Here is a 25,050-nt window from a genome sequence, read left to right as displayed (position 1 = left end):
GAGGAAAATGCATGGCTTCTCCTTATCTACATTCTTTTGCTTTATTTTTCTCATTGCTCAATCCATTTTTAATGAGCATTTATATGATTGGCCTGATCCGCCATTCAGAAGCAAAGGTGTTTAATAAAGCACTGATTCAGGGAAGTGTGATTGCTTTTGTCGTATTCATGCTATTTGCATGGGGCGGCGAAACAATTTTTAGTAAATATCTGAATGTACGTTTTGAAGCCTTTCAGATTTTTGGAGGCCTTATCTTTTTGGTGATTGGCTACCGCTATGTGTTTCAGGGCGCCGATACCATTGGTGAAATGCGCGGTGCACCAGAACATCTGGCTGGCACCATTGCTATGCCATTTATGATCGGCCCGGGCACCATTAGTGCGGCTGTGGTCACAGGTATTGAAATGTCAATTGGTGAGGCAGCTCTGGTGATTGCCTTCACCTTGTTCTTAACATGCAGTATTTTGATTTTGATGAAATTTTCACATGATCATTTACGCTATAAACATGCCAAGCATATCGACCGCTATTTTGATATTGTTGGGCGTTTATCTGCTTTATTAATCGGTACGATTGCCATTGATATGATTATTAATGGTGTGACAGGCGTCATCAATAAAGTATAGCAAGTCACTCATAAGAACCTGCTATGCCATTGAACATGGAATAAAATGGCATAGCATCTTCTAAAAAACTCCAAGATAAATAAAAAAGCTTTAAAAAATAACTTTAAAAATAATGTCTTAAAAAATTAAATTTTAAAAAACAATCAAAGATATTAAAAAATACAATGCTATGTTGTGGATTTAAGCATGTTTTTTTTGTGAATTATCAACCATAATGTTAACTGAGCTTGTTTTAAGACCCAGAGTTTAGCTATGCCTACATTAGATGAAATAACCCCAGCAACTGATGACCAGTCTGAATTGACGATGTCAGTTTTGATGACGCCTGATATGGCAAATTTTTCAGGTAATGTTCATGGGGGTACGATTCTAAAACTACTCGACCAAGTCGCTTACGCTTGCGCAAGTCGTTATTCGGGTGGCTATGTGGTGACTTTATCTGTAGATAAGGTAAATTTTAAAGAACCGATTTATGTGGGTGAGCTGGTAACCTTCTTGGCAAGTGTGAATCATGTAGGCCGTACTTCAATGGAAGTTGGCATCCGTGTTGAAGCCCAAAATATTCAGAAGCGTACAGTACGCCATACCAATAGCTGTTATTTCACGATGGTTGCTGTTGATGAACAGGGCAAGCCATGTGAAGTACCTCAATTAAATCTAAATACAGAATGGAAACGTTGCCGCTTTGAAGCAGCTGAGCACCGTAAGGTTTTACGTCTGCAAGAAAACCATAATCCATCTTGTAGCATGTATAAGAAAACTTCTTAAAAAAATACATCGAATTAAAAAAGGACCGAACCGCAGCATGGTTCGATCCTTTCTCTTCTTTACTAAAATTCAGCGTCCATATTTCCTTTCAGTAAAATTATCTCTGAGCTTGGAGGAGAGTGCTGAGAGAATTAACGAGTTGCAGGAGCAGCTTCAGAAGCAGAACCTACAGCATCAGATGCAGCATTTGCAGTGTTTGCTTGTTCTTGAGTTGAAACAACAACTTTTTCTTCACCAGCAGTGTTATGTGCTTGGTCGTGCTTAGAAGCAGCAAAAGTTGAAGCAGCAGTTAAAGCAAGTGTAGTAGCGAGTAAAGTTTTAGCTAATTTCATTTTATGGCATCCTTAAATTTCATTTAAAAATAAATTAAACCTAATCGTTCGTACCTACATGAAACCTGTATGGCTGAATGACTAAGCTAGGACACATGCTAAGCCGAGGTTCAGATTACATCAATTAACTTAACAATCTATTACGCCTATCTTAACAATATGAAATATACGGGTCGTTTATGTGAGTAATCTGTAAAATAAAGGGGCTTAAATACGCCTTAAAATGTGAAAAAATATTTCTTTTTGAGTGAAAAAAAAACAAATTGGTTACGTAAACCTAACACTTTGGCATGAATTGTGAATATGCTTGAATAGGATATTTCGTTTGAATTATAGATATTAAAAGTTAATTTAGATAATTGATGAGATGCCTGTCACAAATTGAGGACTTTAGTCTGATAATTGAAAAGTATATCTTCAAAGTGAAAAATCATTTTCATGCTACTTAAACAGTGATATACCTTTCTTAGTTTTTTAAACCTTGTTGATTTGAGCCGCTTGTGAAACTGATAGCCCCAAAAACTGTTCCTACCCATATTATTTCCGGTTTTTTAGGGGCAGGAAAAACCACATTATTACAGCATTTATTAAGCCAAAAGCCTAAAGATGAGGTGTGGGCTGTATTAATGAATGAGTTTGGACAAATTGGAGTAGACCAACAACTCTTACCTCAAGATGAAGGATATGCAGTCAAAGAACTATTAGGTGGTTGTCTATGTTGCAGTAGTCAATTGCCTATGCATATTGCTTTAGCTCGACTGTTAAGTGAACAAAAACCAGATCGGCTCTTTATTGAACCGACTGGACTTGGGCATCCTTCTCAGTTATTTGACCAACTGACTGAACCTCATTGGCAAAGTAGTTTAGCCATGCGAGCGTTGATTACGGTGGTCGATGGTAGTCGTTTGCATGATACCAATTGGGTTAAACAAAACCTTTATGAAGATCAGTTAAAAGCTGCCCAGATTGTGGTGGTGTCACATACCGATGTGATGACTTTTGAAGATGATCAGGCGCTTGAGCTATTAAAAGGCGAATACCAGCCTTATCACCAAGAGTGGATTAAAACTGAACATGGTCAGTTAGCCTTAAATAAAATTGATGTGGCTGCTCGTTTAACCGAGCGATCTATACAACCTTTACTTAAACTTCAAAAGCAAATGACTGAAACCGAAGTCACAAAGGAAGTTCAGCAATTACCTTATCATTATGTCGAGTCGGCACAAGGTTATATTGTGGCAGGTTGGAAATTACCTAAACGCTGGAAATTCGATTTTTATGCTTTGCTAGACCTATTATGTGCGCAGCAGGATTGGCTAAGAATCAAGGGAATTTTTAATACAGATCAAGGTTGGAAAGTTTTTAACTTTAATCCTGATCAGTTTAATTATAAGTCGGGCGAAGAGGGTATTGATAACCGTATTGAAATCATTAGCGAACATAATCACGATTGGTTGGCTTTTGAAACAGCGTTACTTGCTTGTCAGTTTGAAGAATAGAGAACATTAAACCAAAAGTAATTCAATGTTCTCTGAAGAGTGGGATTAAGGTTTACTATCTAACACAGCTTTAGCTTGGGCATGGTCAATATCTTTTTCCCAGTGAGCAATTACTACGGTCGCGACACAGTTACCAATTAAGTTTGTACAGGCACGAATAATTCCAATAAACCAATCGACTGAAAGTAGTAGCACTAAGCCAATTGCAGGGAGACTTGGTATCACTGAAAGTGTGGCTGCAAGAATAACTAAAGCCGAGCCGGGAATGCCGTGTGCGCCTTTCGATGTAATAAGCGAAACCAATAAAATAGCCAGTAAGTCGTGCATAGACAAATTAATATTGCAGGCTTGCGCTATAAAAATCACACCTAACGTTAAGTAAATTGAAAACCCATCCAAATTAAATGAATAACCCGTTGGAATAACCAAACCCACAGTTGAATCTTTAATTCCCAAATTTTTGAGCTTTTTCATAATTTGAGGAAGAACAGAGTCAGAAGAAGCGGTACCTAAAACAATAGCGAGTTCATCTTTAAAATAACCCACAAATTTAAAAATGTTGAGACCGGCAAGTTTTAAAATCGAACCTAAAACAATAACGACAAATAAAATGCAGGTTGCATAAAACAGTAAAACCAAATAACCCAATTGTAAGAGCGAATCTAAACCAAATTTAGCAGTGGTATAGGCCACTGAACCGAATACACCAATTGGAGCTAAACGAATAATGAGTCCCATAATTTTAAAGAAGGCTTCTGAAAAAGCTTCAAGTGCTTGACGTACCAGCTCTGCTAAATGTTTAGGAATTAAAAGTAGGGAAACACCAAATAAAATAGCGATTAATAAAACTTGTAAAATATCGCCGTTTGCAAAAGCGGCAGTGAAGGTTTTGGGAATAATATTGAGTAGAAATTCCGAACCTGTATGCATTTCATGGGCACGTTCGGTATAGGTACTTAAATCTTTTACATCTAAATGGCTAATATCGATATTCATACCGACGCCCGGTTTAAATACATAGGCCACAATAATGCCTAAAATTAAAGCAATACTCGTCACCACTTCAAAATAAAGAATCGTTTTTGCACCGACTTTGCCCATTTTTTTTATGTCGTTTGCACCATAGATTCCCAGTACAACCACACAAAACACAATTGGGGCAATCAGCATTTTAATTAAAGAAATAAAACCATCACCTAATGGCTTTAAAGATAGGGAGAAATCATGAAAGCCGATTCCAACTGCAACCCCAAGAAACAGAGCACAAAGAACCTGTAAAAATAAACTACGCTTGAGCTTTAGCCACATAAGTCATCAATTTTAGCAAGAGGAGAATATTTCTCTTTCAAGCAAAAAGTCGGCCAACTATAAAATAAGCTGAGCGTTTTGGAAGAATATGCAAATTTCAAGTGACTAGGCTTTGCATTATTCAGTTTTTTTATAATTTTTTACCTAAAATCGAGTATCCTTAGCGCCAAATTTTTGGACATATTAATCATGGCGCTTAAAGCAACAATTTATAAGGCAGACTTGAATATTGCCAATATGGATGACCATATTTATGGTGATTACCAACTGACGCTTGCCTTGCATCCTTCGGAAACTTTAGAACGCTTAATGGTTCGTTTGATGGCTTTTGCCCGTTTCGCAAGTGATGAGCTTGAGTTTACTAAAGACCTTTTTGAAACTGACGAGCCAGCATTATGGCAAAAAGATTTAACGGGTCAGTTAGAAACATGGATTGAAGTTGGCTTACCGTCTGAAGATAAAGTCAAAAAAGCCAGTGCGCGCTGTAAAATAGTTGCACTTGTTGTGTATGGCACTCAGGTCGAAGAATGGTGGAAACGAAACAGTAAAATTAAAACGTTAAGTAACGTTCAAGTGTGGCAAATTGCTCCTCAAAGTACAGCAGAGCTTGAACAACTTTGTGAACGTACGATGCAGCTTCAATTAAATATCATGGACAACGAGTGGACGCTTTTAGGTGAAAAGGGTCAGGCAAGTGTTGTGTGGACACAGTTACAGTAACATAGAAAAGCGCAACAAATTCTACAGATTCAGTTGGTACACTAAGTACCAATTGCGATTTTAAAGATTCAGATTAAGGGGTAAACCATGTCAAATGAATTAGAAATTATCGATTTAAAAGTAGGCGAAGGCAAAGAAGCGGTTAAAGGTGCTTTGATTACAACTCACTATACAGGTTGGTTAGAAGACGGCACAAAATTTGATTCTTCAATTGACCGCGGTAATTATTTTGAATGCGTAATTGGCACAGGCCGTGTGATTAAAGGCTGGGACCAAGGTATTATGGGAATGAAAGTTGGCGGCAAGCGTAAACTCATCGTACCTGCTCATTTAGCTTATGGTGAGCGTAAAATGGGTAAGATTATTCCTGCTAATTCTAATTTAATTTTTGAAATTGAATTATTTGATGTCAGAACTCGTGACTAGTGAAAATTTAAAGCCCTTTAGGGGGCTTTCTTGTTTATATGAGCTTTAAATATAAATACATTATTAATTTATATTTTAGCTTTTTAAATATTTAAGATTATTTTCAGATTATTTGATTATAAATGCTGACTGAAAAACTGTTCATTTATAGGCAGTGTGATATTAAGACCAAATTTCAAAAAGTTTGTGGCTTAACATCAAATTTCACATAAATAATCTATATTGATATTGAGACGCTATTTCATGACTATCCGCTTTGCATCTCCTTTGTTGAACATATCACTTAGCTTGGCCTTGGCAGGTTTGTCAGGCATGGCATTAGCTAAACCACCTAAACTGGACGCTTCAACACTTACGGTGATTGGTTATCATGAAATTACCGATACTAAAAATGCCTTAATTCCTCAATATGCAGTGACCACTCAACAATTTACACAGCACGTTGAATGGCTACAAAAAAACGGATTCCATTTTATTACGGTTGATCAGTTGATCCGTGCTCATCAGGGTAAGGCTCAACTGCCTACAAAACCAGTTTTATTAACTGTAGATGATGGTTATCAATCTTTCTATCAAAATGCTTATCCAGTCATTAAAGCTAAAAAAATTCCGGTTGTTCTTGCTGTCGTAGGTTCATGGTTAGAACCAAAAGCAGGGCAGAAAGTTGATTTTTCAGGGGAAGAAATCCCACGCGATAAAATCTTAAGCTGGGGTGAGCTGAAAGAGATGCAAGATAGTGGTTTTGTAGAAATTGCAAGCCATAGCTATCATTTGCACCGTGGTATTACAGGCAACCCGCAAGGTAACTCTGAACCAGCTGCAACAACTCGTTTTTATGATGTAAAAACTCAAACCTACGAGAACGATGAACAATATCAATCACGTATCTATAACGACTTAAAGAAAAATAACGAGCTACTCAAAGCGCATGGCTTACGTTCACCACGTATTATGGTGTGGCCATATGGTCGCTATAATATGCAAACTGTCCAAATTGCGAAAAAATTGGGTATGCCAGTGACTATTACACTGGATGATGGGGCAGACCACGCAAAACAATCTCTCCAAAATATGAGCCGTATTTTGGTAGAAGGCGATATGACGACTGATGATTTGGCTCAAGAAATTAAAAATCGTGAATTGAATTTAACGGATAACAACCGTCCGCAAAAAATTATGCATGTCGATCTGGACTATATTTATGACCCGGACCCGAAACAGCAAGAACGTAATTTAGGTCACTTGTTAGACCGAATTAATGCGATGGGTGTAAATACAGTCTATTTGCAAGCTTTTTCAGATCCAGATGCGAATGGCTCTGCTGATATGGTTTATTTCCCGAACCGTCACATTCCAATGCGTGCCGACTTGTTTAACCGTGTAGCATGGCAAATTCAAACCCGTACGCCTGTCAGTCGTATTTATGCATGGATGCCTTTATTGGCATGGGAACTACCAAAAACTGATCCTGTTTCTAAGGATTTGGTGGTGACAGAGCAGGCAAAAACAGGTGAGCACCTCAACATGGGGTATATCCGTTTAAGTCCGTTCTCAGCAGACGCACGCCAAACTATTCGTGAGATTTATCAAGATTTGGCTAAGTCATCTTCATTTAACGGAATTTTATTCCATGACGATGTCACCTTATCTGACTATGAAGATGCAAGCCCAGATGCCTTAAAAGCTTATGCGAAACAAGGTTTACCAACCGATTTAGCAAAAATTCGTGATAACGATCAAGATTTGCAAAAATGGACGGCATATAAGACAAAATATCTAGATGATTTTGCAATGCAACTTGTTGATGACGTGCGACAATATGAACCATTCTTGATGACTGCACGTAATTTGTATGCGCAAGTTGCTTTAAAACCATATGCAGAAAACTGGTATTCACAATCGCTTGAAGAGTCGTTAAAACGCTATGACTTTACGGCTATTATGGCAATGCCTTATATGGAACAGGTAGATAATGCTGATCAGTTCTATAAAGATATGGTTGATCGCGTGAAACAATATCCAAATGGCATTAAGAAAACCGTTTTTGAATTACAGGCAACTGACTGGCGTAAAAACGAAAAGGTACCTTCAACTGAAATGGCCGCAACAATTCATTCTCTTTATCAGCAAGGTGTCATGCATGTTGGATATTACCCAGATGACCCAATTAAAGATCATCCGGATGTGAACACAATGCATAAAGCATTTGCTGAAAAATCATCTCGTCTTGTGCCGTAGTTGAGGCTAAAACATGACAATCTTTGCTGCAATATGGTCGCATGCCTTAAAATTCGTTTTCTATTATCCATTATTCATGTCGTATTTATGGATGATTGGCGCGATCATTTTCTATTGGAAAGAACGTCAGGCCCCGCCTTACGATCAACCAGCTCCATTAGAGAGTTATCCAAAAGTCGCTGTGTTAATTCCTTGTTTTAATGAAGGGGATAATGCAGAAGAAACCATTAGCCATGCATTAAAACTGGACTATCCTCATTTTGAAGTGATTGCGATTAATGATGGTAGCTCGGACAATACAGGCGAGGTACTCGACCGTTTAGCAGCACAACATGAAAAACTACGTGTTGTTCATTTGGCTCAAAACCAAGGTAAAGCCATGGGGTTGCAAGCCGGAAGTTTAATGACCGATGCCGAGTTTTTAATTGGTATTGATGGGGATGCTTTACTCGATCCTCATGCAGCAAAGTGGATGATTCGTCATTTTCAGGAAAATCCAACGGTTGCAGCTGTGACGGGTAACCCGCGTATCCGTACTCGCTCAACTTTACTAGGGCGTATTCAGGTTGGTGAGTTTTCTTCGATTGTCGGCATGATTAAACGTGCACAACGTACCTTTGGACGCTTATTTACTGTATCGGGTGTGATTACCGCTTTTCGCAAGAGCGCTGTTCACCAAGTCGATTATTGGTCGCCAAATATGTTGACTGAAGACATCGATATTACTTGGAAATTGCAGCGCGCAGGTTGGGACATTCGTTTTGAACCGAATGCCTTGGTCTGGATTTTAATGCCTGAAACTCTAAACGGGTTGTGGAAACAGCGTTTACGTTGGGCTATGGGTGGGGCACAGGTATTAATTAAAAATATTGATGTGTTCACCAAGCCGAAATTAAATTTTTTATGGCCTTTAATGTTTGAGCTTTGCTTAACTTTAGTCTGGTCATATTTAATGCTCGCGATGGCTTTATTATGGCTGGTACATTTTATTTTACCGGTCCCTGCTTTAGCCGTTGTGAGCTCTCCATTTTTACCGTATGGTAGCGGTATTTTATTGGGGGCAACCTGTCTCATTCAGTTTGCTTTAAGCAAATGGATGGATAGTCGTTATGAACCACATCTAGGAAAAAACTATTTCTGGATGATCTGGTATCCATTGGTCTTTTGGCTAATCACCATCTCGGCAACTATTGTGGCATTTCCAAAAGTTTTAAAACGTGGAGATGAGAAACGTGCGCGTTGGGTGAGCCCGGATCGGGGCATTCGTGGATGAAATGCAAGAGTCATGAGATTTTAAAGATCGTGCTGTATTGATGTCTGGGGAAAACCACAGCACTTCGTTAGGTAAAGAGAGAAATGAAGACAAATTCGTTGATTATTGATTTACGCCGTCAATTACCATGGCATAAACGCTATGCTTCTACAACAAGCACAGCCATGATGTGGGCGGTTTGGTTGTTGCTGTGGCGTCCATTTGTATTAATCTGGGTTTTGGCTGAGCTCCAAAAAACACATTTGGTTCACCGTTTGTTTAGTGCCTTTGGTTTAGGTATTGAACATGGCATTACTGCGTTAATTGCCTGTGCAATTTGCTTATTGTTGTGGAGTCATGTGCTGCCTGAGCATCGTGTTGGTGGTAATGCGCTTAAAGCAAAACAGACGGATGATTATGCGCGCTATTTTGATTTACCTGAACATGAAATTGAGCAGGGACGTAGTCAGAAAATTACAGTCGTTCACCATGATGAATTAGGTAAAATCGTTAGAGTTGAATAAAGAAGATTAATGAAAAAAAGCCCGCATCATGTGGGCTTTTTTTCTAAGCTAATTTCAGTATATCCATAAGTTTTAAACTGTAGAGCACAGTGCTTGAGCAGATATTATTTCCCTTTAAAAACAGGAGGTCTTTTTTGCAACATGGCAAAAACACCTTCTTGAACATCTTCTGTGGTGAGCAATGGTTGAAGATGGCTTTGCAATTGCTTAAAGGCAACCTCGTACCCTTCGTTAATAGCTTCGCGAGCAGAGGCGAGGGTCGCTTTTACAGCAAGAGGAGCAGCTTGTGAAACATGTTCAGCAAGTTCTATTGCACGGTTGAGCTGAGAGCCTTCTGGACATATTTCGGTAATCAGGTTCATATCAAAAGCTGCTTGGGCATTAAAAGAGTCACCAGTGAGTAAATAGCGCATGGCTTTGGCCCAACCCGCGGCTTGAGTAAAACGGGCGGTTGCTCCGCCAAAAGGTAAGATGCCACGTTGAACTTCCATTTGAGCAAATTGTGTATTTTCACTCGCAATCGTAATATCTGCGTTGAGGAATAGTTCTATACCAGCTGTATAACAATAACCTTGTACTGCCACAATCAAAGGTTTACTGAGTTTACGGCCTACAGTGCCCCAAGGGTTAATTTCATTTTCACTAAAATCAAAAACACCTGTAGCGAGTTTAGGTTGTAACTCAACTAGGTCTAAACCAGCTGTAAAATGATCCCCATGAGCAAAGATAATCGCACAGCGCAGGGCATCATTATTTTCATATTCGGTGAGCGCTAGTGATAAGTCTTTGATCAGGTGACTATCAAAAGCATTACGTTTTGCTGCCCGATCTAGACCAATTAAAAAAATATGTCCGCGAGTTTCACGGCTGACCTTTCCTTCTTGATTTGACATATTGTCATGCTCTTTATTTGTCTTTAATCATGTTTTAAACAATCGTTTAAAAACTAGCAAATATAATTTGTCCGCGACTCGATCAGTATTTCTTTTGTCTATCTACTGAAATAAATCGACAGCATTAGAAAAGGATAAATCCTTAGACAACCTCAATTTCCATCATTTATTTAAATTAGCAGTTTGCTTCACTCTATATTTTTCTCATAATACTTCGTCAAATTGATCTCAATAAGCAGCTGTTTTTATGTCACCTCTAGAAATCTTTGCAGTCTTGATTAGCCTGATTGGAGTCGGCTTAACGGTAATCCGTAATATGTGGTGTTGGCTGTTTAATTTCTTTGCCTTTGTTTTATATGCCTATTTGTTTTACAAATTTAAGCTATATGGCGAAACGATTTTGCAGTTCTTTTTTATGGTCGTAAATTTTTATGGCTTTTACTACTGGCTCAAAGGAAAGCAGCAAGATCACGATATTCGAATTGAACCGATTGCAGTTCAAACCGCTATCATCCAAATGATCATTGCAGCGGTAGGTGGCTTGCTTTTTGGCTTAATTCTTAAAAACTTTACCGATGCCGCAGTGCCTATGCTCGATTCCCAACTTGCCGCATTTAGTTTGCTTGCAACGTATTGGACCAGCCGAAAACATATTGCGACTTGGATACTTTGGGTATTTGTCGATATTATTTATGTGGGCATGTTTATCTATAAAGATTTATTTTTAACAGCTGCGTTATATGCAGCATTTGTTTTGATGGCCGCTTATGGTTGGTATCAATGGGAAAAAGTTAAAAAGAAACAGCTTTTAGCCTCTAACCAGCTTTAATTTGGAGAGCGATCATGTTGTTGAGCTTAGAGGTCTATAAACAGCAACAGTTTGATCAAATTGCTGCAAAAATAATGGCCAAGCCAAAACAGTATTGTGAGTTTAATTCGGTGTCTGATTTTTATAACGCTGCATGGCTCAACGGTTTTCCACATGGTAGCCAGATTTCTGCTACGGGTTTAGATGATGGAGCTGAAGAGTTTTATGCAATTATTCAGTTTAAAGAGCAGTATGTAAAATTTGATATTAAAGAGCATCATTCGATACTTATTTTTCAGGATATGAATGGGAAAATATTTGAAAGTAACTTTTAATTGAAGAAATAAAAGTACAAAAAAAGCGACTTAACGTCGCTTTTTTTTAATAAATAAATTTGGAAATTTTGTTTGCTGTTTCAACGACTAGGCTTGCGATATCTTCTTTAAATGTTCTTTCATCGTAAGTTGTAATTGGACAACTTACAGAGATAACAGCCACCATTTTACCATTTGACTGTTTAAAAATAGGCGCAGCACAGGCTGCCATATCATGATTGTAATGACCCCAGCTCACCATGGTTTTTTGAGTTTTTACATAAGAGAGTCTTTGCAATAAGGCTTTTAAATTGGTTGGCGTCAGGTCAGAGAAACTGTCCCAATCACTAAAATTGCGGTAACGCTGACGTACTTCAGTTTCAGGTAAATCTGATAAAAGCATTTGACCGATGACGGTTGCATGGGCAGGCCAGCGAGTTCCTAGACTAATGTTGCTCGTGAAGGTTCCCATCGACTGGATATTATTCACAAAGACAATATGAGTGCCTTCTAAAATTGAAAGATGTACAGCGAGTTTAGTTTGGTCACGTAGTTCTTTCATTAAAGGTGTCGATAAATCAAGTAATGAAAGTTTAGATAAACTGTTAAAACCAAGTTCCATAACTTTTGAATCGAGAGCGTAAGTTTTTTGAGATGCTTTTCTTAAATAGCCACAAGATTCGAGTGTATAGATCAGACGAAATGCACTAGAACGGTTCACTTCTAAAATTTCAGCAATTTCTGTAATGGTCATTTCTTGCGCTTGTTGATTAAATGCTTGCAAGATAGCTAAACCCCGTACAAGTCCGGGTACTAAATATCGATCATCATTTTTTGTTGTTTCCGATTCTTGCGAATCTTCATCAATTGCTATGCTCATTCGTGTCATTTTCCTATAAATAAAACATGATTCAATTTGGGGCATGCTGCTTTATTTTATAACTATTGTAATTGTTAAAAATGCATAAAACAATTTTTATATTTAAAACTTTGTTTCCTTCTTGAAACGTAACAAAATATTTAAAAATTAATAAGCCAATGAATTTTATATTTATTTTTACTTTGACAAAAAGTGATCAAGAGGATTATGCTTAGCTTGTGTTTTGAAAATCAAATTATGTTTTGTATATAAAACAAAATGAGGACGCAAGGTATGAGTTGGATCTCAGTTTGTCAGCAGGGTGACGTTAGCGAAGATGAGCCGAAAGCCATCGAAATTGAAGGGAAAAAAATAGGCGTATTTTTCGTCGATGAAAATTACTTTGCTATCGAAAATGTTTGCCCTCATGCGTATGCCTTATTAACCGAAGGATTTATCGAAGATCAGACTGTTGAATGTCCATTGCACGAAGCAATTTTTGACATTCAGACAGGTGAGCTAAAAAGTGGACCAGGGTGTAGAAACCTATGTACGTACCCAGTTCGTGTTGAAGGACAGGATATTCAAATTCAACTCTAGTCCTCACATGTACAAGGAAGCAGAACAATGAAGACATTTAATGAAAAGTTGGCAAGCTGGATTCATGCGACGCCAGCAACCGAAGCAGGTATCAACAATATTCAAGTTCCAGGTCAATCTGAATTATTGGTTTGGCAGACACGTTATAAAGAGCCAACTCTCTACGAACAAGATTTTGTAAAGAACTTGATTCAGGCATTTTCTGCGGGCGCAACTGAGTTAGATGATGTTGTTTCTGCACTTAATCAACAGGGCTTCCGTTGTGAATCTGGTGATGAATGGACTTCTGCAAGCTTTACAGAAGAAATGCAACGTTTAGGTTATTGATTCAGGGAAGAATAAAATGAACGCAATCGTATCAACTTCACAAAGCGCTGAAGAATATTTAGAACTTGGTTTACGTGACCAATGGCACCCGGTTTTAGCAAGTTGGGAAGTCGCTGCTAATCCAGTCGGAATTACTCGTTTAGGCGAAAATATTGTAGTTTGGCGTGATGCTGAAGGTCAGGTTCATGCGCTTGAAGATCGCTGTCCACATCGCGGTGCTCGTCTTTCACTGGGTTGGAATTTGGGTGACCGAGTTGCTTGCTGGTATCACGGTGTTGAAGTTCGTGCTGACGGTGTTGTTGCTGATGTGCCAGCCGTTCATGAATGTCCAATGACTGGTACTAAATGTTTAAAGAACTATCCTGTCATTGAGCAACATGGTGCAATCTTTATCTGGTTTGGTATTGATGCAAATGAACAACCAGCGCCGCTTGAGTTTCCAGAACAACTTGCAAGCGAAGAGTGGAGTGCGTTCCTTTGCCAAGCAGACTGGAAAGTAAACCATCAATATGCGATTGATAACGTGATGGACCCAATGCATGGGACCTATTTACATGCGACATCGCACTCGATGGCAGATGGTGAACGTACTGCAGAGATGAAGCACCGCACGACCGATAATGGCTTTGTTTTTGAAAAAGAAGGTCAAACAGGTGTGAACTTCGACTGGGTTGAATATGGTTCAACTGGTGCAAGCTGGTTACGTCTTTCAATTCCTTACCGTAAACAATTTGGCCCAGGTGGTGAATTTTGGATTGTAGGTTATGCAACGCCAATTGATGCCAATAATACTCGCGTATTTTTCTGGCGCTGCCGTAAGGTGAGTGGCTGGCAACGTAATGTATGGCGTTTCTTATATCGCAATCATTTAGAACAGTTGCATTGGGATGTATTGGAACAAGACCGAATTATTTTAGAAAACCTTGCTCCAAATGCGCGTGAAAAAGAGTTCCTTTATCAACACGATGTTGGTCTTGCACGTTTACGTCGTTTAATGAAGAAAGAAGCTGAAAAGCAATTAAAGAAAATTGCTGCGCTAAATGCATCAAACCGTATCGAGATGCAGGAAGAAGCTCATGGCTAATGTAGCGTTGTTGCAAGGCAAAAAAGTTTTAGTGACTGGTGCTGCGCGTGGTTTAGGCCGAGATTTCGCTCAAGCCATTGTCGAGGCTGGTGCTGAAGTTGTGATGGCAGATATTTTGTCTGACTTGGTGCAACAAGAAGCGCAAGCGTTACAGCAACAAGGGCTAAACGTTCATGCAGTAACAGTTGAGCTTGCCAATGCAGACTCTATTGAAAATGCGGTTGCAAAAAGCGTGGAAGTATTACAAGGACTAGACGGACTTGTGAACTGTGCGGCACTAGCAACCAATGTCGGTGGAAAAAATATGATTGATTACGACCCTGAACTTTGGGATCGGGTCATGAATATTAATGTGAAAGGCACATGGCTCATCAGTAAGGCATGTGTTCCCCATCTAAAGCAATCGGCTGCTGGCAAAATTATTAATGTTGCTTCCGATACAGCACTTTGGGGCGCACCGAACTTGATGGCTTATGTGGCAAGTAAAGGTGCAATTGTTGCCATGACACGTTCAATGGCAAGAGAGTTGGGGCAGTTCAATATCTGTGTCAACACCTTGTCTCCGGGGCTGACACTGGTTGAAGCAACCGAGTATGTGCCACAGGAACGTCATGATTTATATGTCAACGGAAGAGCGATTCAACGTCAGCAACTTCCACAAGATTTAAATGGAACAGCATTGTATCTACTGTCGGATTTGTCCTCTTTTGTGACAGGTCAAAATATTCCGGTCAATGGCGGTTTTGTCTTTAACTAAGGAGTAGTCAAATGATTACAGGGATCGAGATTTTAAAGTTTGGAGTTGAAGATAGAGCCGCTTCAAACAAGTTCTTGGCAGATTTTGGTTTAAGTCAAAGTAGTTCGGATATTGAAGGCACAGATTTATACCAAACCCAAAATGGCAGCAAGATTTATCTATTTAATTGTGATGATGATCGTTTGCCTGCTGCTATTGAGCAAGGTTCAACTTTACGTGAAGTGACTTGGGGCGTTGATAGTGCTCAAGACCTTGATGACTTGGCAGCTCGTTTGACCGATGTAGAAGGTTTTAAACGTACTGAAAATACAGTTCAGTGTCTTGACCCAAATGGGATGACCATTCGTTTTGAACAAAGCTTTGTTAAAGAAGTACCTGAACTTAAAACGGAAGGTATTAACCAGTACGGTAATATTCAACGTGTGAATGCCGCAAGTCCTGTCTATGAAAAGGGTCAACCTGTTGCGATTGGACACGTGGTGTTTTTCACACCGGATTTGGCAACAACTGAAAATTTCTATATCGAGAAAGTAGGTTTCCATTTATCGGATGCCTATAAAAATCGTGGTGCATTCTTACGTTGCCGCGGTGAAGGTTACCATCATGATTTATTCTTGCTCAGTGTTCCAAATAAACCTGCTGGCTTAAATCACGTTGCTTTTGTCGTTCGTGATATTCATGAAGTGATTGGGGGCGGTTTAAATATGAATCGTTCGGAATGGTCAACTTTCATTGGACCGGGACGTCATCCAATTTCTTCTGCTTATTTCTGGTACGTCAACTCACCATTAGGTGGTGCATTTGAATATTACACCAACGATGATTATTTGACAGAAGAATGGCAGCCGCGTGTAGAAGAACATCGTCTAGAGCTTTTCACCGAATGGGCGATTGAAGGTGGTCTTGATGACACAACTCGCCGTCAGGTGAAGCCTGTTTAACAGGGATTGCTTTACAAGGAAGATGGCTATGGAAAAGATCGTAATTGTAGGTGCCGGACAGGCAGCGGGTTGGGCAGTAAGTACCTTACGTCAAAATGGGTATGTGGGCGAAATTCACGTGGTTTCAAATGAAGATCAAGTATTTTATGAGCGTCCGCCACTGTCTAAGCAAGTACTTTCAAAAGAAGCAACTTATGAAAGTTTGAATCTGTTCTCTCCTGAACAGGTTCAAGAGTTCAACGTTCAATGGCATAAACCGGAAATTGCAACAAAAGTCGATCGTGAACAAAAACAGGTTCATTTAGAAAGTGGTCAGATTTTGCCATATGACAAATTGCTGATTGCAACCGGAAGCCGTGCACGTGTACCGGTCAATACATGGCAGTTTATTCCAAATGTTGTGACCTTACGCAATGTGCATGACTGTGAACGTTTGGCTGAAATTTTAAAGAATGCAAAAAATGTTGCTGTGATCGGCGGTGGCTGGATTGGTTTAGAAATTGCTGCAACTGCACGTAAGCAAGGTAAAGATGTTCATATTTTTGAATATGGCGACCGTTTATGTGCAAGAAGTGTGAGTCCGGAAGTTTCTGCATTTTTAAAAAATATGCATGAGGCCCAAGGCACAAAAATTCACTTAGACAGCAAGAGCCTTCATTTGGTTGAAGCACCTAATCAAAAAGTTGAAGTGGTGAACCATCCTCAAAATAGTCAGTTGTTTGACTGTGTTGTAGTAGGTGCAGGCGCTGAGATCGCGAAAGAGTTAGGGGTACACGCTGGTCTCGATGTGAAAGATGGCATTGTGGTGAATTGTTTTGGACAAACCTCGGATCAAGACATTTATGCCGCAGGCGATGTCGCGATTCATCCGGGTTTGGGATATTGCATTCAGTCTTGGGCAAATGCACAAAATCAGGCGATTGCAGCTGCTAAATCAATGCTAGGCATTGAAACTGAATATAGCGATATTCCATGGCTTTGGTCTGATCAATACCACTTCAATATTCAAATTTTAGGAACGTATCAACCTGAAAAAACCAAAGAATTGGTGATTCGCCAAGGCGGTGAAGATCAGGTGAGCTATTTATATCTGGACCATGAAAATCGTTTGCTCAACATGATTGCTATTAATGATTCTAAACTGGTCAAACTGGCAAAACGTTGGATGCAAGCCAACACCGTTTTAGATCCAAAACTATTAGCAGATGCTGAATTTAATGTCATGAAGTTAAAACCGTAAACATTAAATCTGGTTCTCATTACCAAATCGAAGGAATGACACATGAGTAATGAAGAAAAAAGTGGATTGAAGCATTGGGTACCTGCTTTTGTCCTTATGGTGTGTGTGGTACTGGCATTTTTCGACAAGATTAGTATTGCGGTTTTATTTTCAGATCCACATTTTCAAAGTGCAATGGGAATTGCTGAAGATAAGGCCAAGCTCGGATGGCTCATGACAAGTTTCTTACTTGCTTATGGTTTTTCATCGGTCTTTCTAAGCTTTTTGGGTGACATTTTTAACCCAAAGAAAATGCTGTTCTGGAGCGTAACGTCGTGGGGCCTACTCATGTTTTGCATGGGGTTCACCACCAGTTATTCAGGCATGTTGATTTTACGTGTACTGCTCGGTTTAGCAGAAGGTCCGTTATTTGCCTTGGCTTATACCATTGTTAAGCAGACTTACACAGACCGTCAGCAGGCACGTGCTTCTACCATGTTCTTACTTGGAACCCCAATTGGTGCATTCCTTGGGTTCCCGATCACTGCAAATGTTTTAGCACACCATGACTGGCACACCACTTTTTTTGTGATGGCTGGGTTAACGCTAATCGCAATTTTCAGCATTGTTTTTGGTCTGCGTAACTTACAACTCAAGAAAACTGTTGAAATTGAGGGCGAGAGTAAACGTACCAATTTCAAAGGCCACATTGCCAATACTAAATTGCTGCTCAGCAACAGCGCGTTCTGGTTGGTTTGTCTCTTTAACATTGCGTTGATGACTTATTTATGGGGCTTAAATAGCTGGGTTCCTTCTTACCTTATGCAAGACAAAGGATTCAATCTCAAAGAGTTTGGGATGTATTCAAGCTTTCCATTCATTGCCATGTTAATTGGCGAAATTATCGGTGCATTTTTATCTGACAAGTTAGGCCGCCGCGCGATTCAAGTATTTAGCGGTTTATTACTCGCGGGCATCTTCATGTACGTAATGATCATTATGACTGAGCCTCTATTGATTATTGCTGCCATGTCTTTAAGCGCGATGGCGTGGGGTTTTGGAGTAGCAGCTGTATTTGCTCTGCTTGCAAGAGTAACGACCTCAAATGTAGGGGCGACTGCGGGTGGAATATTTAACGGTTTAGGTAATTTTGCAAGTGCAATTGCACCTGTTCTTATCGGTTACATCGTGATGCAAACACATAGTTTTAATTTAGGAATTACCTTCTTGGCTGCCGTCGCTGTCATTGGGTCGTTGTTCTTGGTTCCTCTTTTAAAACGTTATTAATTCACTGTATAGGAGTTTAAAAATGACTACACAACAATTCGAATCATGGGCACAACCAGAAGGTACTTCTTTAGAAGATTGGTTAAACACGCGTATTGCTCGCTTTGAGACACGTAAATATGACTTCGATGCTTTGAAGTTCCAAGCTGATTACGACCCGAAATATCGCCGTGCACAAATGCGTTATATGGGTACGGGTGCAACAGGTGTTGCAAATGATGGTAACACTGTACCAGCAGAAAACTTCACGTTTTCAACCATGGTTCTGCCACCACAATGTGAAGGTCCTTTGCATATTCACCACGATGTTGAAGAAGTGTTCTTTATGCTTCGCGGCGAAATTGATTTGTTCATTGAGCACAACGGCGAAAAATTTGAAACCCGTTTAAAAGAGCGTGACCTGATTTCAATTCCACCGGGTATCTACCGTGGTTTATTTAACCCAGGTCAAGAAGATGCCTTGATGTGTGTGATGTTGGGAACAGGTAAACCAACCATTCCGAACTATCCACCAGAGCATCCGCTATCTCAAATCAAACGTTAATTGTTTGATGAAGTGAATGAAGGAAAGAATTGAAAATGATGACACTCATTGAAAAGTTAGCAGAATTTCCGGTGAAAACCGTTACTGTTCAAGGCCAGCAGCAAGCCTATCGGGAAGCCGGTCAGGGCGAGTACCTTGTGCTGTTGCATGGCATTAGTTCAGGTTCTGCTTCATGGGTAAACCAACTTGAAGTGCTGTCTCATCATTTTCATGTCATTGCCTGGGACGCACCGGGCTATGGCAAATCAGATGAACTTTTAACTGATCAGCCCAATGCTACCGACTACGCAAAGCGTTTGGCAGCGTTATTCGAAGTTTTAAAAATTGAAAAAGCAATTGTGGTCGGACACTCATTAGGTGCCTTACAGGCCAGTGCATTTGCTGCACTGTACCCAGAGCGAGTGAAGCACTTAGTTGTTGCTAACTTAGCACAAGGCTACCAACGCCACGATGAACAGACACAAATTCAGGTTTTTGAAAAAAGACCAAAAATGTTGAAAGAACTAGGCGCTAAAGGAATGGCTGAAAGCCGTGGACCTCATTTGATTTATAAACAAGAACCACAAGCCTTAGTTTTAGTTTCAGAGGTGATGCAGCAGTTGACCCTAAAAGGTTTCACCCATGCATCGTACTTACTGGCATATGACGAAATACGTAATTACTTAACCCATTTAAAAGTCCCATGCACAGTCATTGCAGGGCAGCAAGATCAAATCACTCCTGCGTTAGGTATACAAGAGCTTGCTCAGGAATTGCAGTTGGAACAGCGCTTTGTCATAGAAGATGCAGGACATTTAAGTTATGTCGACCAACCGCAAGCATTTAACCAAATTATGTTGACGATTCAGGAACAATCGTAAGAGAGATTAAGGATTATGAGCTTCCAAGTTGAAGGAAAAGTTGCAGTTGTTACCGGTGGCTCATCTGGGATTGGGCTGGCTGCTGTTGAAATACTGGTTGCAGAGGGTGCAAAAGTTGCTTGGTGTGGTCGCGATGAAGAACGTTTAAATGCTTCAAAACACTATATTTTAGAAAAATTTCCTCATGCCAATATTTTTACCAAAGCATGTAATGTGTTGAAAAAAGACGAAGTTCAACAATTTGCCAAAGACGTCAAACTCAATTTGGGCAATGTGGACATGCTCATTAACAATGCTGGACAAGGCCGTGTTTCAAATTTTGAAAATACGCAAGATGAAGACTGGATGAAAGAAATCGAGCTGAAATATTTTAGTGTCTTACATCCGGTACGGGCTTTTCTTGAAGACTTAAAACAGTCGGCAAATGCCTCTATTACCAATGTGAACTCGTTACTGGCATTGCAACCAGAGCCACATATGATTGCGACTTCATCTGCACGCGCTGCACTGTTGAATTTAACCCATTCGTTGGCGCATGAGTTTACTCAATATGGTGTTCGCGTGAATTCAATTTTACTCGGAATGGTCGAATCTGCGCAGTGGAAACGCCGTTATGAAACCCGTTCAGATTTAAATCTGTCATGGGAAGAGTGGACTGGCAATATCGCAAAAAATCGCGGCATTCCTATGCAGCGTTTAGGCCGTCCAGAAGAGCCTGCACGTGCTTTAGTTTTCTTGGCATCACCATTGGCATCTTACACCACAGGTTCGGCAATAGATGTCTCAGGTGGTTTTAACAAACATTTATAAATATCAGGTGCTGTCATGAAAAAGTTGATGATGATTGGTTTTGGCGCAATGGCAGCAGAAGTGTATGCACACTTGCCTCAAGATCTGCAACTGAAATGGATTGTCGTGCCATCTCGCAGCATTGAAAAAGTGCAGTCACAAGTCTCATCTGACATTCAAGTGATTTCAGATATTGAGCAATGTGATGGTACCCCAGACTATGTCATTGAGGTGGCAGGTCAAGCAGCAGTAAAAGAGCATGCTCAAAAAGTTTTAGCGAAAGGCTGGACCATTGGTCTGATTTCGGTGGGTACTTTGGCTGATAACGAGTTTTTAATTCAGCTTAAGCAAACTGCCGAAAAAAATGATGCCCATCTGCATTTACTTGCAGGGGCTATCGCAGGCATTGACGGTATTTCTGCTGCTAAAGAAGGTGGCTTGCAAAAGGTCACTTATAAAGGCTGTAAAAGTCCAAAAAGCTGGAAGGGTAGTTATGCAGAGCAATTGGTCGATTTAGACCATGTTTCAGAAGCTACGGTTTTTTTTACTGGAACTGCCCGTGAAGCTGCGACCAAATTCCCAGCGAATGCCAACGTTGCAGCAACCATTGCACTTGCAGGACTTGGTATGGATGAAACCATGGTTGAGTTAACTGTTGATCCAACTATCAACAAGAACAAACACACCATTGTGGCGGAAGGTGGCTTTGGACAAATGACCATTGAACTGGTGGGTGTGCCATTGCCAAGTAACCCGAAAACATCAACTTTGGCTGCGCTTAGCGTGATTCGTGCTTGTCGCAACAGTGTAGAAGCAATACAGATTTAAGAAGGATTTGATCATGGCAAAGGAAATTTATATTGCAGGTGAATGGCGATTAGGTCGTGGTGCAGTCATTCAAAGCCTGTTTCCGGCAGATCAGTCGGTAAACGCTGAGCTTTCAACAGCAACGCTTGAAGATGTAAATGAAGCAATTAAAAAAGCAGATCAAGCTTGGCGTGAACCGAGCTGGAGAAACAGCTTGCCGCATGAGCGCGCACGTATTCTCTATAAAGTTGCAGACATTATTGAAGCGCGTGTAGATGAATTAGCAAAACTACAAACCCGCGATAATGGTAAGCCTTTAACCGAAACTCGTGGTTTAGTGATGAGCGCTGCGGCGACTGCGCGTTATGTTGCGGCGGCCTGTGAAACGCTAAACGATGAGCTCACCACTCAGCGTGCTCCAGACTTTATGACCATGAGTGTGTATGAACCTGTAGGCGTTGTGGCAGCAATTACCCCTTGGAACTCTCCAATTGCGAGTGAGGTTCAAAAGCTTGCTCCTGCTTTGGCAGCAGGAAATGCCGTGGTGTTAAAACCAGCAGAAGCAACTTCACTCATTGCTTTAGAGCTTGCCAAAATTTTTGAAGAGGCAGGTTTACCAAAAGGTTTACTCAGTGTGTTAGTGGGGCGTGGTTCTGTAATTGGTGATGCAATTGCTCAGCACCCATTGGTTCGTAAAATTTCTTTTACAGGAGGCACAACCACGGGTCGTCATTTGGCACACATTGCTGCAGATAAACTGATTACCACTTCGCTTGAGTTAGGTGGAAAGTCACCCACCATCGTTTTACCGGATGCAGATGTCGAACTGGCAGCTAAAGGTGTGGCTTACGGTATTTTTAGCTCGGCAGGCCAAGCGTGTATCGCAGGTTCTCGCTTGTTTATTCATAGCAGTCTTTACGATCAGTTTTTAACGCGTTTGGTTGAAATTACCAAAGGCTTACGTGTGGGCCATCCGGAACAGGCAGGCGTGCATTTAGGACCACTGGTCAATGACAAACATTTGCAGTCAGTTGATCGCTATGTGCAACTTGCTAAAAGCGAAGGTGGTCAGGTTCTGATTGGTGGTGAGGCACTTACGACTGGTGATTATGCCAAAGGAAGTTATTACTTACCGACCATTATCACGGGCTTAAATAACAGTGCTCAAACCTGTCAGGAAGAAATTTTTGGCCCTGTTTTAGTCGTTATGAAATATGACAACGAGCAAGATTTAATTGCTCAAGCCAATGACAGTTGTTTTGGTCTTGCCGCAGGTATTTGGACTGAAAGCTATCGTAAAGCTTGGCGCATCGCACGTGCGTTAGAGGTTGGAACGGTATGGATTAATACCTACAAAAAATTCTCGATTAGTGCGCCGTTTGGTGGCTTTAAAGACAGTGGGATTGGGCGCGAAAAAGGCCGTTTGGGCATTTTATCGTACATGCAACAAAAGAGTATTTATATGGGGCTGAATGAACAGCCTAACCCTTGGTGCGATTAATAAATTCAAGGACTGAAAACAAATTTTGAGGAATAGACATGACTGAACGTGTAAATGTAGGCGAAGCAATCGCAAGAGTTTTAGAAGCGCACCAAGTTGATAGTATTTATGGTGTTATTTCCATCCACAACTTACCTATTGCCGATGCGGTAGGGCGCCGTGAAAAAATGCGCTTTGTTGCAGCACGTGGTGAAGCGGGTGCGGTTACTATGGCAGATGCACACTCACGCTTTAAAGGCTTAGGTGTAGCGTTGACCAGTACGGGTGCTGGGGCAGGTAATGCGGTAGGTTCACTGATTGAAGCAATGAATGCGGGTAGTCCTGTATTGCATTTAACGGGTCAAGTTGAACGTGAATATCTCGACCGTGATGCCAGTTTCATTCATGAAACTAAAGACCAACTTACATTCTTGCGCGCATCAAGCAAAGCAGCGTTCCGTATCACCAGTCCAGACAATGCTGTTGGCGTGATTCGTGAAGCAATCCGTGTTGCAACTACAGTTCCAATGGGACCTGTCAGTGTTGAGCTACCAATTGATGTACAAGCAGCAGAAATCGATTTACCACTTAATCTTGGGCCAGTGAAAGCACTTGAGTTGCCACAAGCAGAGCAAGCTGAAATTGATCTTCTTGTCAGTGAAATCAAAAAAGCAAAACGTCCGATTTTCTGGATTGGCGGTGGAACTTTAAATAGCATTGCAGAAGTTAAAGCAATTGCAGATTTAGGTATTCCGGTTGTTTCATCGACTCATGCTCGTGGGGTGTTGCCAGATGATCATCCACGTAGTTTAGGTGCGTTCCATAACTCGGCAGGTGTTGAGCAATTATTAAAAGATGCTGACCTGATGGTTGTGGTGGGTTCTCGTTTACGTAGTAATGAAACTAAAACTTATTCGGTTGAATTTCCTGAAAACATTATTCAGGTGGATGCCAACCCAGTGGCTCAGCAACGTAATTACAAAATCCGCAACTTCATTTGTGGCGATGCCAAAGATGTCTTAACACGTGTGGTAGAACAGCTTCAAGGAACTTCAAAAATTGATGCTGATTATGATGCTGCTGTAGTAGCGGCTAAACAAGCTGCAATTGATGCACTTCGTAAACAAATCGATCAGTACGCTTTAATTTGTGATCACTTGCGTGCAGCTTTACCTCAAGACGGCATTTTTGTACGTGACATCACCATGTCGGGTAGTACATGGGGCAGTCGTTTATTCCCTGTACAAGCACCAAACCAAAATATCCACTCACTTGCGGGTGCAATTGGTTTGGGCCTTGCAACAGCAATTGGTGCTTCGGTTGCTAACCCTGACAAAAAAGTAATTGGTTTAGTCGGCGATGGCGGCTTAATGCTTGGCATTGGTGAGATTGCAACCATGGTACAAGAAAACACCAATATGGTCCTAATGATTATGAATGACGGTGGCTATGGCGTAATGCGTGGCATTCAAAATAACTACTTTGGTGGTCGTCAGTATTTCAATGAATTACATACACCCGACTACAAACTTCTTGGCGAATCAATGGGTGTGAAAAGCTGGAAAGTCGGTAGTGCAGAAGAGTTTAAAACGGTTATTCAAGAGGCTGTCGCTTTTGAAGGGCCAACCGTGATCGAGCTCGATATGAAATCGATTGGACCATTAAACTTCGCGGGTCCACCGCAAAAGAAACTGTATTAACCAGTTTGGATGGTTTAGTACATATGCGATGGGAGCTGCTAAGCCATCCTTTTTTTAGATAAAATTTTTTGTCTAAAAAACAATAAAA

27 protein-coding genes are annotated in these 25,050 nt (G+C 40.5%); 23 read left to right on the top strand and 4 right to left on the bottom strand.

Going from position 1 to position 25,050, the window contains the following annotated elements; all coding sequences use genetic code 11:
- Window positions 1-11 precede the first annotated feature (11 nt).
- Both KTI79_RS07675 and KTI79_RS07670 read left to right on the top strand, forming a co-directional pair.
- Complete coding sequence (locus KTI79_RS07675) at window positions 12-626, top strand: MarC family protein (RefSeq protein WP_032055111.1); 615 nt, start codon at window positions 12-14, stop codon at window positions 624-626.
- Window positions 627-878: 252 nt separating this feature from the next.
- Window positions 879-1,394, top strand: coding sequence for an acyl-CoA thioesterase (locus KTI79_RS07670; RefSeq protein WP_016141949.1), 516 nt, complete (start codon window positions 879-881; stop codon window positions 1,392-1,394).
- A 131-nt stretch (window positions 1,395-1,525) separates the two neighbouring features.
- Here KTI79_RS07670 and KTI79_RS07665 read toward each other — a convergent pair whose 3' ends face one another.
- Window positions 1,526-1,726, bottom strand: a complete 201-nt coding sequence (locus tag KTI79_RS07665) for a hypothetical protein (protein ID WP_000761577.1) — start codon at window positions 1,724-1,726, stop codon at window positions 1,526-1,528.
- A gap of 500 nt (window positions 1,727-2,226) precedes the next feature.
- On the opposite strand from KTI79_RS07665, the gene KTI79_RS07660 reads away from it, so the two are divergent.
- Complete coding sequence (locus tag KTI79_RS07660) at window positions 2,227-3,225, top strand: CobW family GTP-binding protein (RefSeq protein WP_032055110.1); 999 nt, start codon at window positions 2,227-2,229, stop codon at window positions 3,223-3,225.
- A gap of 45 nt (window positions 3,226-3,270) precedes the next feature.
- On the opposite strand, the gene dctA is transcribed toward KTI79_RS07660, so the two are convergent.
- Entirely contained in the window at window positions 3,271-4,533 is a 1,263-nt protein-coding gene (gene dctA, locus KTI79_RS07655; protein ID WP_086376086.1) for a C4-dicarboxylate transporter DctA, read from the bottom strand.
- Between the two features lie 189 nt (window positions 4,534-4,722).
- Here dctA and KTI79_RS07650 point away from each other — a divergent pair, with 189 nt between their 5' ends.
- From KTI79_RS07650 to pgaD, 5 genes are all read left to right on the top strand, one after another.
- Window positions 4,723-5,253, top strand: a complete 531-nt coding sequence (locus KTI79_RS07650) for a YaeQ family protein (protein ID WP_032055108.1) — start codon at window positions 4,723-4,725, stop codon at window positions 5,251-5,253.
- Window positions 5,254-5,340: 87 nt separating this feature from the next.
- Complete coding sequence (locus KTI79_RS07645) at window positions 5,341-5,679, top strand: FKBP-type peptidyl-prolyl cis-trans isomerase (RefSeq protein ID WP_032055107.1); 339 nt, start codon at window positions 5,341-5,343, stop codon at window positions 5,677-5,679.
- Between the two features lie 243 nt (window positions 5,680-5,922).
- Complete coding sequence (gene pgaB / locus KTI79_RS07640) at window positions 5,923-7,917, top strand: poly-beta-1,6-N-acetyl-D-glucosamine N-deacetylase PgaB (protein ID WP_086376087.1); 1,995 nt, start codon at window positions 5,923-5,925, stop codon at window positions 7,915-7,917.
- 13 nt (window positions 7,918-7,930) lie between these two features.
- Window positions 7,931-9,190 carry a poly-beta-1,6-N-acetyl-D-glucosamine synthase gene (pgaC, locus tag KTI79_RS07635; RefSeq protein ID WP_002117710.1) on the top strand — a complete coding sequence of 420 codons (1,260 nt, stop codon included), beginning with the start codon at window positions 7,931-7,933 and terminating at the stop codon, window positions 9,188-9,190.
- Window positions 9,191-9,273: 83 nt separating this feature from the next.
- Window positions 9,274-9,693 (top strand): poly-beta-1,6-N-acetyl-D-glucosamine biosynthesis protein PgaD, encoded by a 420-nt coding sequence (pgaD, locus tag KTI79_RS07630; RefSeq protein ID WP_002117522.1) that lies wholly within the window; start codon window positions 9,274-9,276, stop codon window positions 9,691-9,693.
- 104 nt (window positions 9,694-9,797) lie between these two features.
- On the opposite strand, the gene KTI79_RS07625 is transcribed toward pgaD, so the two are convergent.
- Window positions 9,798-10,586, bottom strand: a complete 789-nt coding sequence (locus KTI79_RS07625; RefSeq protein WP_032055104.1) for a crotonase/enoyl-CoA hydratase family protein — start codon at window positions 10,584-10,586, stop codon at window positions 9,798-9,800.
- A gap of 247 nt (window positions 10,587-10,833) precedes the next feature.
- Here KTI79_RS07625 and pnuC point away from each other — a divergent pair, with 247 nt between their 5' ends.
- Both pnuC and KTI79_RS07615 read left to right on the top strand, forming a co-directional pair.
- Window positions 10,834-11,415, top strand: coding sequence for a nicotinamide riboside transporter PnuC (gene pnuC, locus KTI79_RS07620; RefSeq protein ID WP_032055103.1), 582 nt, complete (start codon window positions 10,834-10,836; stop codon window positions 11,413-11,415).
- Between the two features lie 14 nt (window positions 11,416-11,429).
- The gene (locus tag KTI79_RS07615; RefSeq protein WP_032055102.1) at window positions 11,430-11,729 is read left to right on the top strand and encodes a hypothetical protein; all 300 of its coding nucleotides are present in this window, start codon (window positions 11,430-11,432) and stop codon (window positions 11,727-11,729) included.
- A 46-nt stretch (window positions 11,730-11,775) separates the two neighbouring features.
- Here the strand turns inward: KTI79_RS07615 and KTI79_RS07610 are convergent, their stop codons facing one another.
- Complete coding sequence (locus tag KTI79_RS07610) at window positions 11,776-12,588, bottom strand: IclR family transcriptional regulator (protein WP_032055101.1); 813 nt, start codon at window positions 12,586-12,588, stop codon at window positions 11,776-11,778.
- A gap of 273 nt (window positions 12,589-12,861) precedes the next feature.
- On the opposite strand from KTI79_RS07610, the gene KTI79_RS07605 reads away from it, so the two are divergent.
- Genes KTI79_RS07605 through KTI79_RS07545 form a run of 13 tightly spaced genes read left to right on the top strand, consistent with a single transcriptional unit; the run spans window position 12,862 to window position 24,962 of the window.
- Window positions 12,862-13,167 (top strand): non-heme iron oxygenase ferredoxin subunit, encoded by a 306-nt coding sequence (locus tag KTI79_RS07605; protein ID WP_002117586.1) that lies wholly within the window; start codon window positions 12,862-12,864, stop codon window positions 13,165-13,167.
- A 27-nt stretch (window positions 13,168-13,194) separates the two neighbouring features.
- Window positions 13,195-13,494, top strand: coding sequence for a recombinase-like helix-turn-helix domain-containing protein (locus KTI79_RS07600; RefSeq protein WP_016141937.1), 300 nt, complete (start codon window positions 13,195-13,197; stop codon window positions 13,492-13,494).
- A gap of 16 nt (window positions 13,495-13,510) precedes the next feature.
- Window positions 13,511-14,578, top strand: coding sequence for an aromatic ring-hydroxylating oxygenase subunit alpha (locus KTI79_RS07595; RefSeq protein ID WP_005070727.1), 1,068 nt, complete (start codon window positions 13,511-13,513; stop codon window positions 14,576-14,578).
- The gene (locus tag KTI79_RS07590) at window positions 14,571-15,335 is read left to right on the top strand and encodes an SDR family oxidoreductase (protein WP_086376088.1); all 765 of its coding nucleotides are present in this window, start codon (window positions 14,571-14,573) and stop codon (window positions 15,333-15,335) included. Before KTI79_RS07595 ends, KTI79_RS07590 begins: the two co-directional genes overlap by 8 nt.
- 11 nt (window positions 15,336-15,346) lie before the next feature.
- Window positions 15,347-16,276, top strand: a complete 930-nt coding sequence (locus tag KTI79_RS07585; RefSeq protein WP_032055099.1) for a VOC family protein — start codon at window positions 15,347-15,349, stop codon at window positions 16,274-16,276.
- 28 nt (window positions 16,277-16,304) lie between these two features.
- The gene (locus tag KTI79_RS07580) at window positions 16,305-17,516 is read left to right on the top strand and encodes an NAD(P)/FAD-dependent oxidoreductase (RefSeq protein WP_032055098.1); all 1,212 of its coding nucleotides are present in this window, start codon (window positions 16,305-16,307) and stop codon (window positions 17,514-17,516) included.
- Window positions 17,517-17,558: 42 nt separating this feature from the next.
- Window positions 17,559-18,782 carry an MFS transporter gene (locus tag KTI79_RS07575; RefSeq protein ID WP_032055097.1) on the top strand — a complete coding sequence of 408 codons (1,224 nt, stop codon included), beginning with the start codon at window positions 17,559-17,561 and terminating at the stop codon, window positions 18,780-18,782.
- 22 nt (window positions 18,783-18,804) lie between these two features.
- Window positions 18,805-19,326: a cupin domain-containing protein gene (locus KTI79_RS07570; protein ID WP_014206035.1), complete on the top strand. Its 522-nt coding sequence runs from the start codon at window positions 18,805-18,807 to the stop codon at window positions 19,324-19,326.
- Window positions 19,327-19,361: 35 nt separating this feature from the next.
- Complete coding sequence (locus KTI79_RS07565) at window positions 19,362-20,186, top strand: alpha/beta fold hydrolase (protein WP_032055095.1); 825 nt, start codon at window positions 19,362-19,364, stop codon at window positions 20,184-20,186.
- A 15-nt stretch (window positions 20,187-20,201) separates the two neighbouring features.
- Window positions 20,202-20,996, top strand: a complete 795-nt coding sequence (locus KTI79_RS07560; protein ID WP_032055094.1) for an SDR family oxidoreductase — start codon at window positions 20,202-20,204, stop codon at window positions 20,994-20,996.
- Between the two features lie 15 nt (window positions 20,997-21,011).
- Window positions 21,012-21,803, top strand: coding sequence for an aspartate dehydrogenase (locus KTI79_RS07555; protein ID WP_032055093.1), 792 nt, complete (start codon window positions 21,012-21,014; stop codon window positions 21,801-21,803).
- Between the two features lie 13 nt (window positions 21,804-21,816).
- Entirely contained in the window at window positions 21,817-23,283 is a 1,467-nt protein-coding gene (locus KTI79_RS07550; RefSeq protein WP_086376089.1) for an aldehyde dehydrogenase, read from the top strand.
- Window positions 23,284-23,321: 38 nt separating this feature from the next.
- Entirely contained in the window at window positions 23,322-24,962 is a 1,641-nt protein-coding gene (locus tag KTI79_RS07545; RefSeq protein WP_032055090.1) for a thiamine pyrophosphate-binding protein, read from the top strand.
- Window positions 24,963-25,050: the final 88 nt, after the last annotated feature.

This window comes from Acinetobacter sp. WU_MDCI_Abxd143 (genome assembly GCF_025514195.1).
GTDB lineage: Bacteria > Pseudomonadota > Gammaproteobacteria > Pseudomonadales > Moraxellaceae > Acinetobacter > Acinetobacter pittii_H.
This window is presented reverse-complemented; position numbering and strand designations above follow the sequence as displayed.

Excerpts from the sequence above, each read along its gene's own strand:
- KTI79_RS07610 (WP_032055101.1), bottom strand. The coding sequence starts at position 12,588 with ATGAGCATAGCAATTGATGAAGATTCGCAAGAATCGGAAACAACAAAA.
- KTI79_RS07560 (WP_032055094.1), top strand. The coding sequence starts at position 20,202 with ATGAGCTTCCAAGTTGAAGGAAAAGTTGCAGTTGTTACCGGTGGCTCA.
- KTI79_RS07665 (WP_000761577.1), bottom strand. The coding sequence starts at position 1,726 with ATGAAATTAGCTAAAACTTTACTCGCTACTACACTTGCTTTAACTGCT.
- KTI79_RS07585 (WP_032055099.1), top strand. The coding sequence starts at position 15,347 with ATGATTACAGGGATCGAGATTTTAAAGTTTGGAGTTGAAGATAGAGCC.
- KTI79_RS07545 (WP_032055090.1), top strand. The coding sequence starts at position 23,322 with ATGACTGAACGTGTAAATGTAGGCGAAGCAATCGCAAGAGTTTTAGAA.
- KTI79_RS07675 (WP_032055111.1), top strand. The coding sequence starts at position 12 with ATGGCTTCTCCTTATCTACATTCTTTTGCTTTATTTTTCTCATTGCTC.
- KTI79_RS07565 (WP_032055095.1), top strand. The coding sequence starts at position 19,362 with ATGATGACACTCATTGAAAAGTTAGCAGAATTTCCGGTGAAAACCGTT.
- KTI79_RS07580 (WP_032055098.1), top strand. The coding sequence starts at position 16,305 with ATGGAAAAGATCGTAATTGTAGGTGCCGGACAGGCAGCGGGTTGGGCA.
- KTI79_RS07570 (WP_014206035.1), top strand. The coding sequence starts at position 18,805 with ATGACTACACAACAATTCGAATCATGGGCACAACCAGAAGGTACTTCT.
- dctA (WP_086376086.1), bottom strand. The coding sequence starts at position 4,533 with ATGTGGCTAAAGCTCAAGCGTAGTTTATTTTTACAGGTTCTTTGTGCT.
- pgaB (WP_086376087.1), top strand. The coding sequence starts at position 5,923 with ATGACTATCCGCTTTGCATCTCCTTTGTTGAACATATCACTTAGCTTG.
- KTI79_RS07645 (WP_032055107.1), top strand. The coding sequence starts at position 5,341 with ATGTCAAATGAATTAGAAATTATCGATTTAAAAGTAGGCGAAGGCAAA.
- KTI79_RS07670 (WP_016141949.1), top strand. The coding sequence starts at position 879 with ATGCCTACATTAGATGAAATAACCCCAGCAACTGATGACCAGTCTGAA.
- pnuC (WP_032055103.1), top strand. The coding sequence starts at position 10,834 with ATGTCACCTCTAGAAATCTTTGCAGTCTTGATTAGCCTGATTGGAGTC.
- pgaC (WP_002117710.1), top strand. The coding sequence starts at position 7,931 with ATGACAATCTTTGCTGCAATATGGTCGCATGCCTTAAAATTCGTTTTC.
- KTI79_RS07615 (WP_032055102.1), top strand. The coding sequence starts at position 11,430 with ATGTTGTTGAGCTTAGAGGTCTATAAACAGCAACAGTTTGATCAAATT.
- KTI79_RS07590 (WP_086376088.1), top strand. The coding sequence starts at position 14,571 with ATGGCTAATGTAGCGTTGTTGCAAGGCAAAAAAGTTTTAGTGACTGGT.
- KTI79_RS07575 (WP_032055097.1), top strand. The coding sequence starts at position 17,559 with ATGAGTAATGAAGAAAAAAGTGGATTGAAGCATTGGGTACCTGCTTTT.
- KTI79_RS07550 (WP_086376089.1), top strand. The coding sequence starts at position 21,817 with ATGGCAAAGGAAATTTATATTGCAGGTGAATGGCGATTAGGTCGTGGT.
- KTI79_RS07595 (WP_005070727.1), top strand. The coding sequence starts at position 13,511 with ATGAACGCAATCGTATCAACTTCACAAAGCGCTGAAGAATATTTAGAA.
- KTI79_RS07625 (WP_032055104.1), bottom strand. The coding sequence starts at position 10,586 with ATGTCAAATCAAGAAGGAAAGGTCAGCCGTGAAACTCGCGGACATATT.
- KTI79_RS07650 (WP_032055108.1), top strand. The coding sequence starts at position 4,723 with ATGGCGCTTAAAGCAACAATTTATAAGGCAGACTTGAATATTGCCAAT.
- pgaD (WP_002117522.1), top strand. The coding sequence starts at position 9,274 with ATGAAGACAAATTCGTTGATTATTGATTTACGCCGTCAATTACCATGG.
- KTI79_RS07605 (WP_002117586.1), top strand. The coding sequence starts at position 12,862 with ATGAGTTGGATCTCAGTTTGTCAGCAGGGTGACGTTAGCGAAGATGAG.
- KTI79_RS07555 (WP_032055093.1), top strand. The coding sequence starts at position 21,012 with ATGAAAAAGTTGATGATGATTGGTTTTGGCGCAATGGCAGCAGAAGTG.
- KTI79_RS07600 (WP_016141937.1), top strand. The coding sequence starts at position 13,195 with ATGAAGACATTTAATGAAAAGTTGGCAAGCTGGATTCATGCGACGCCA.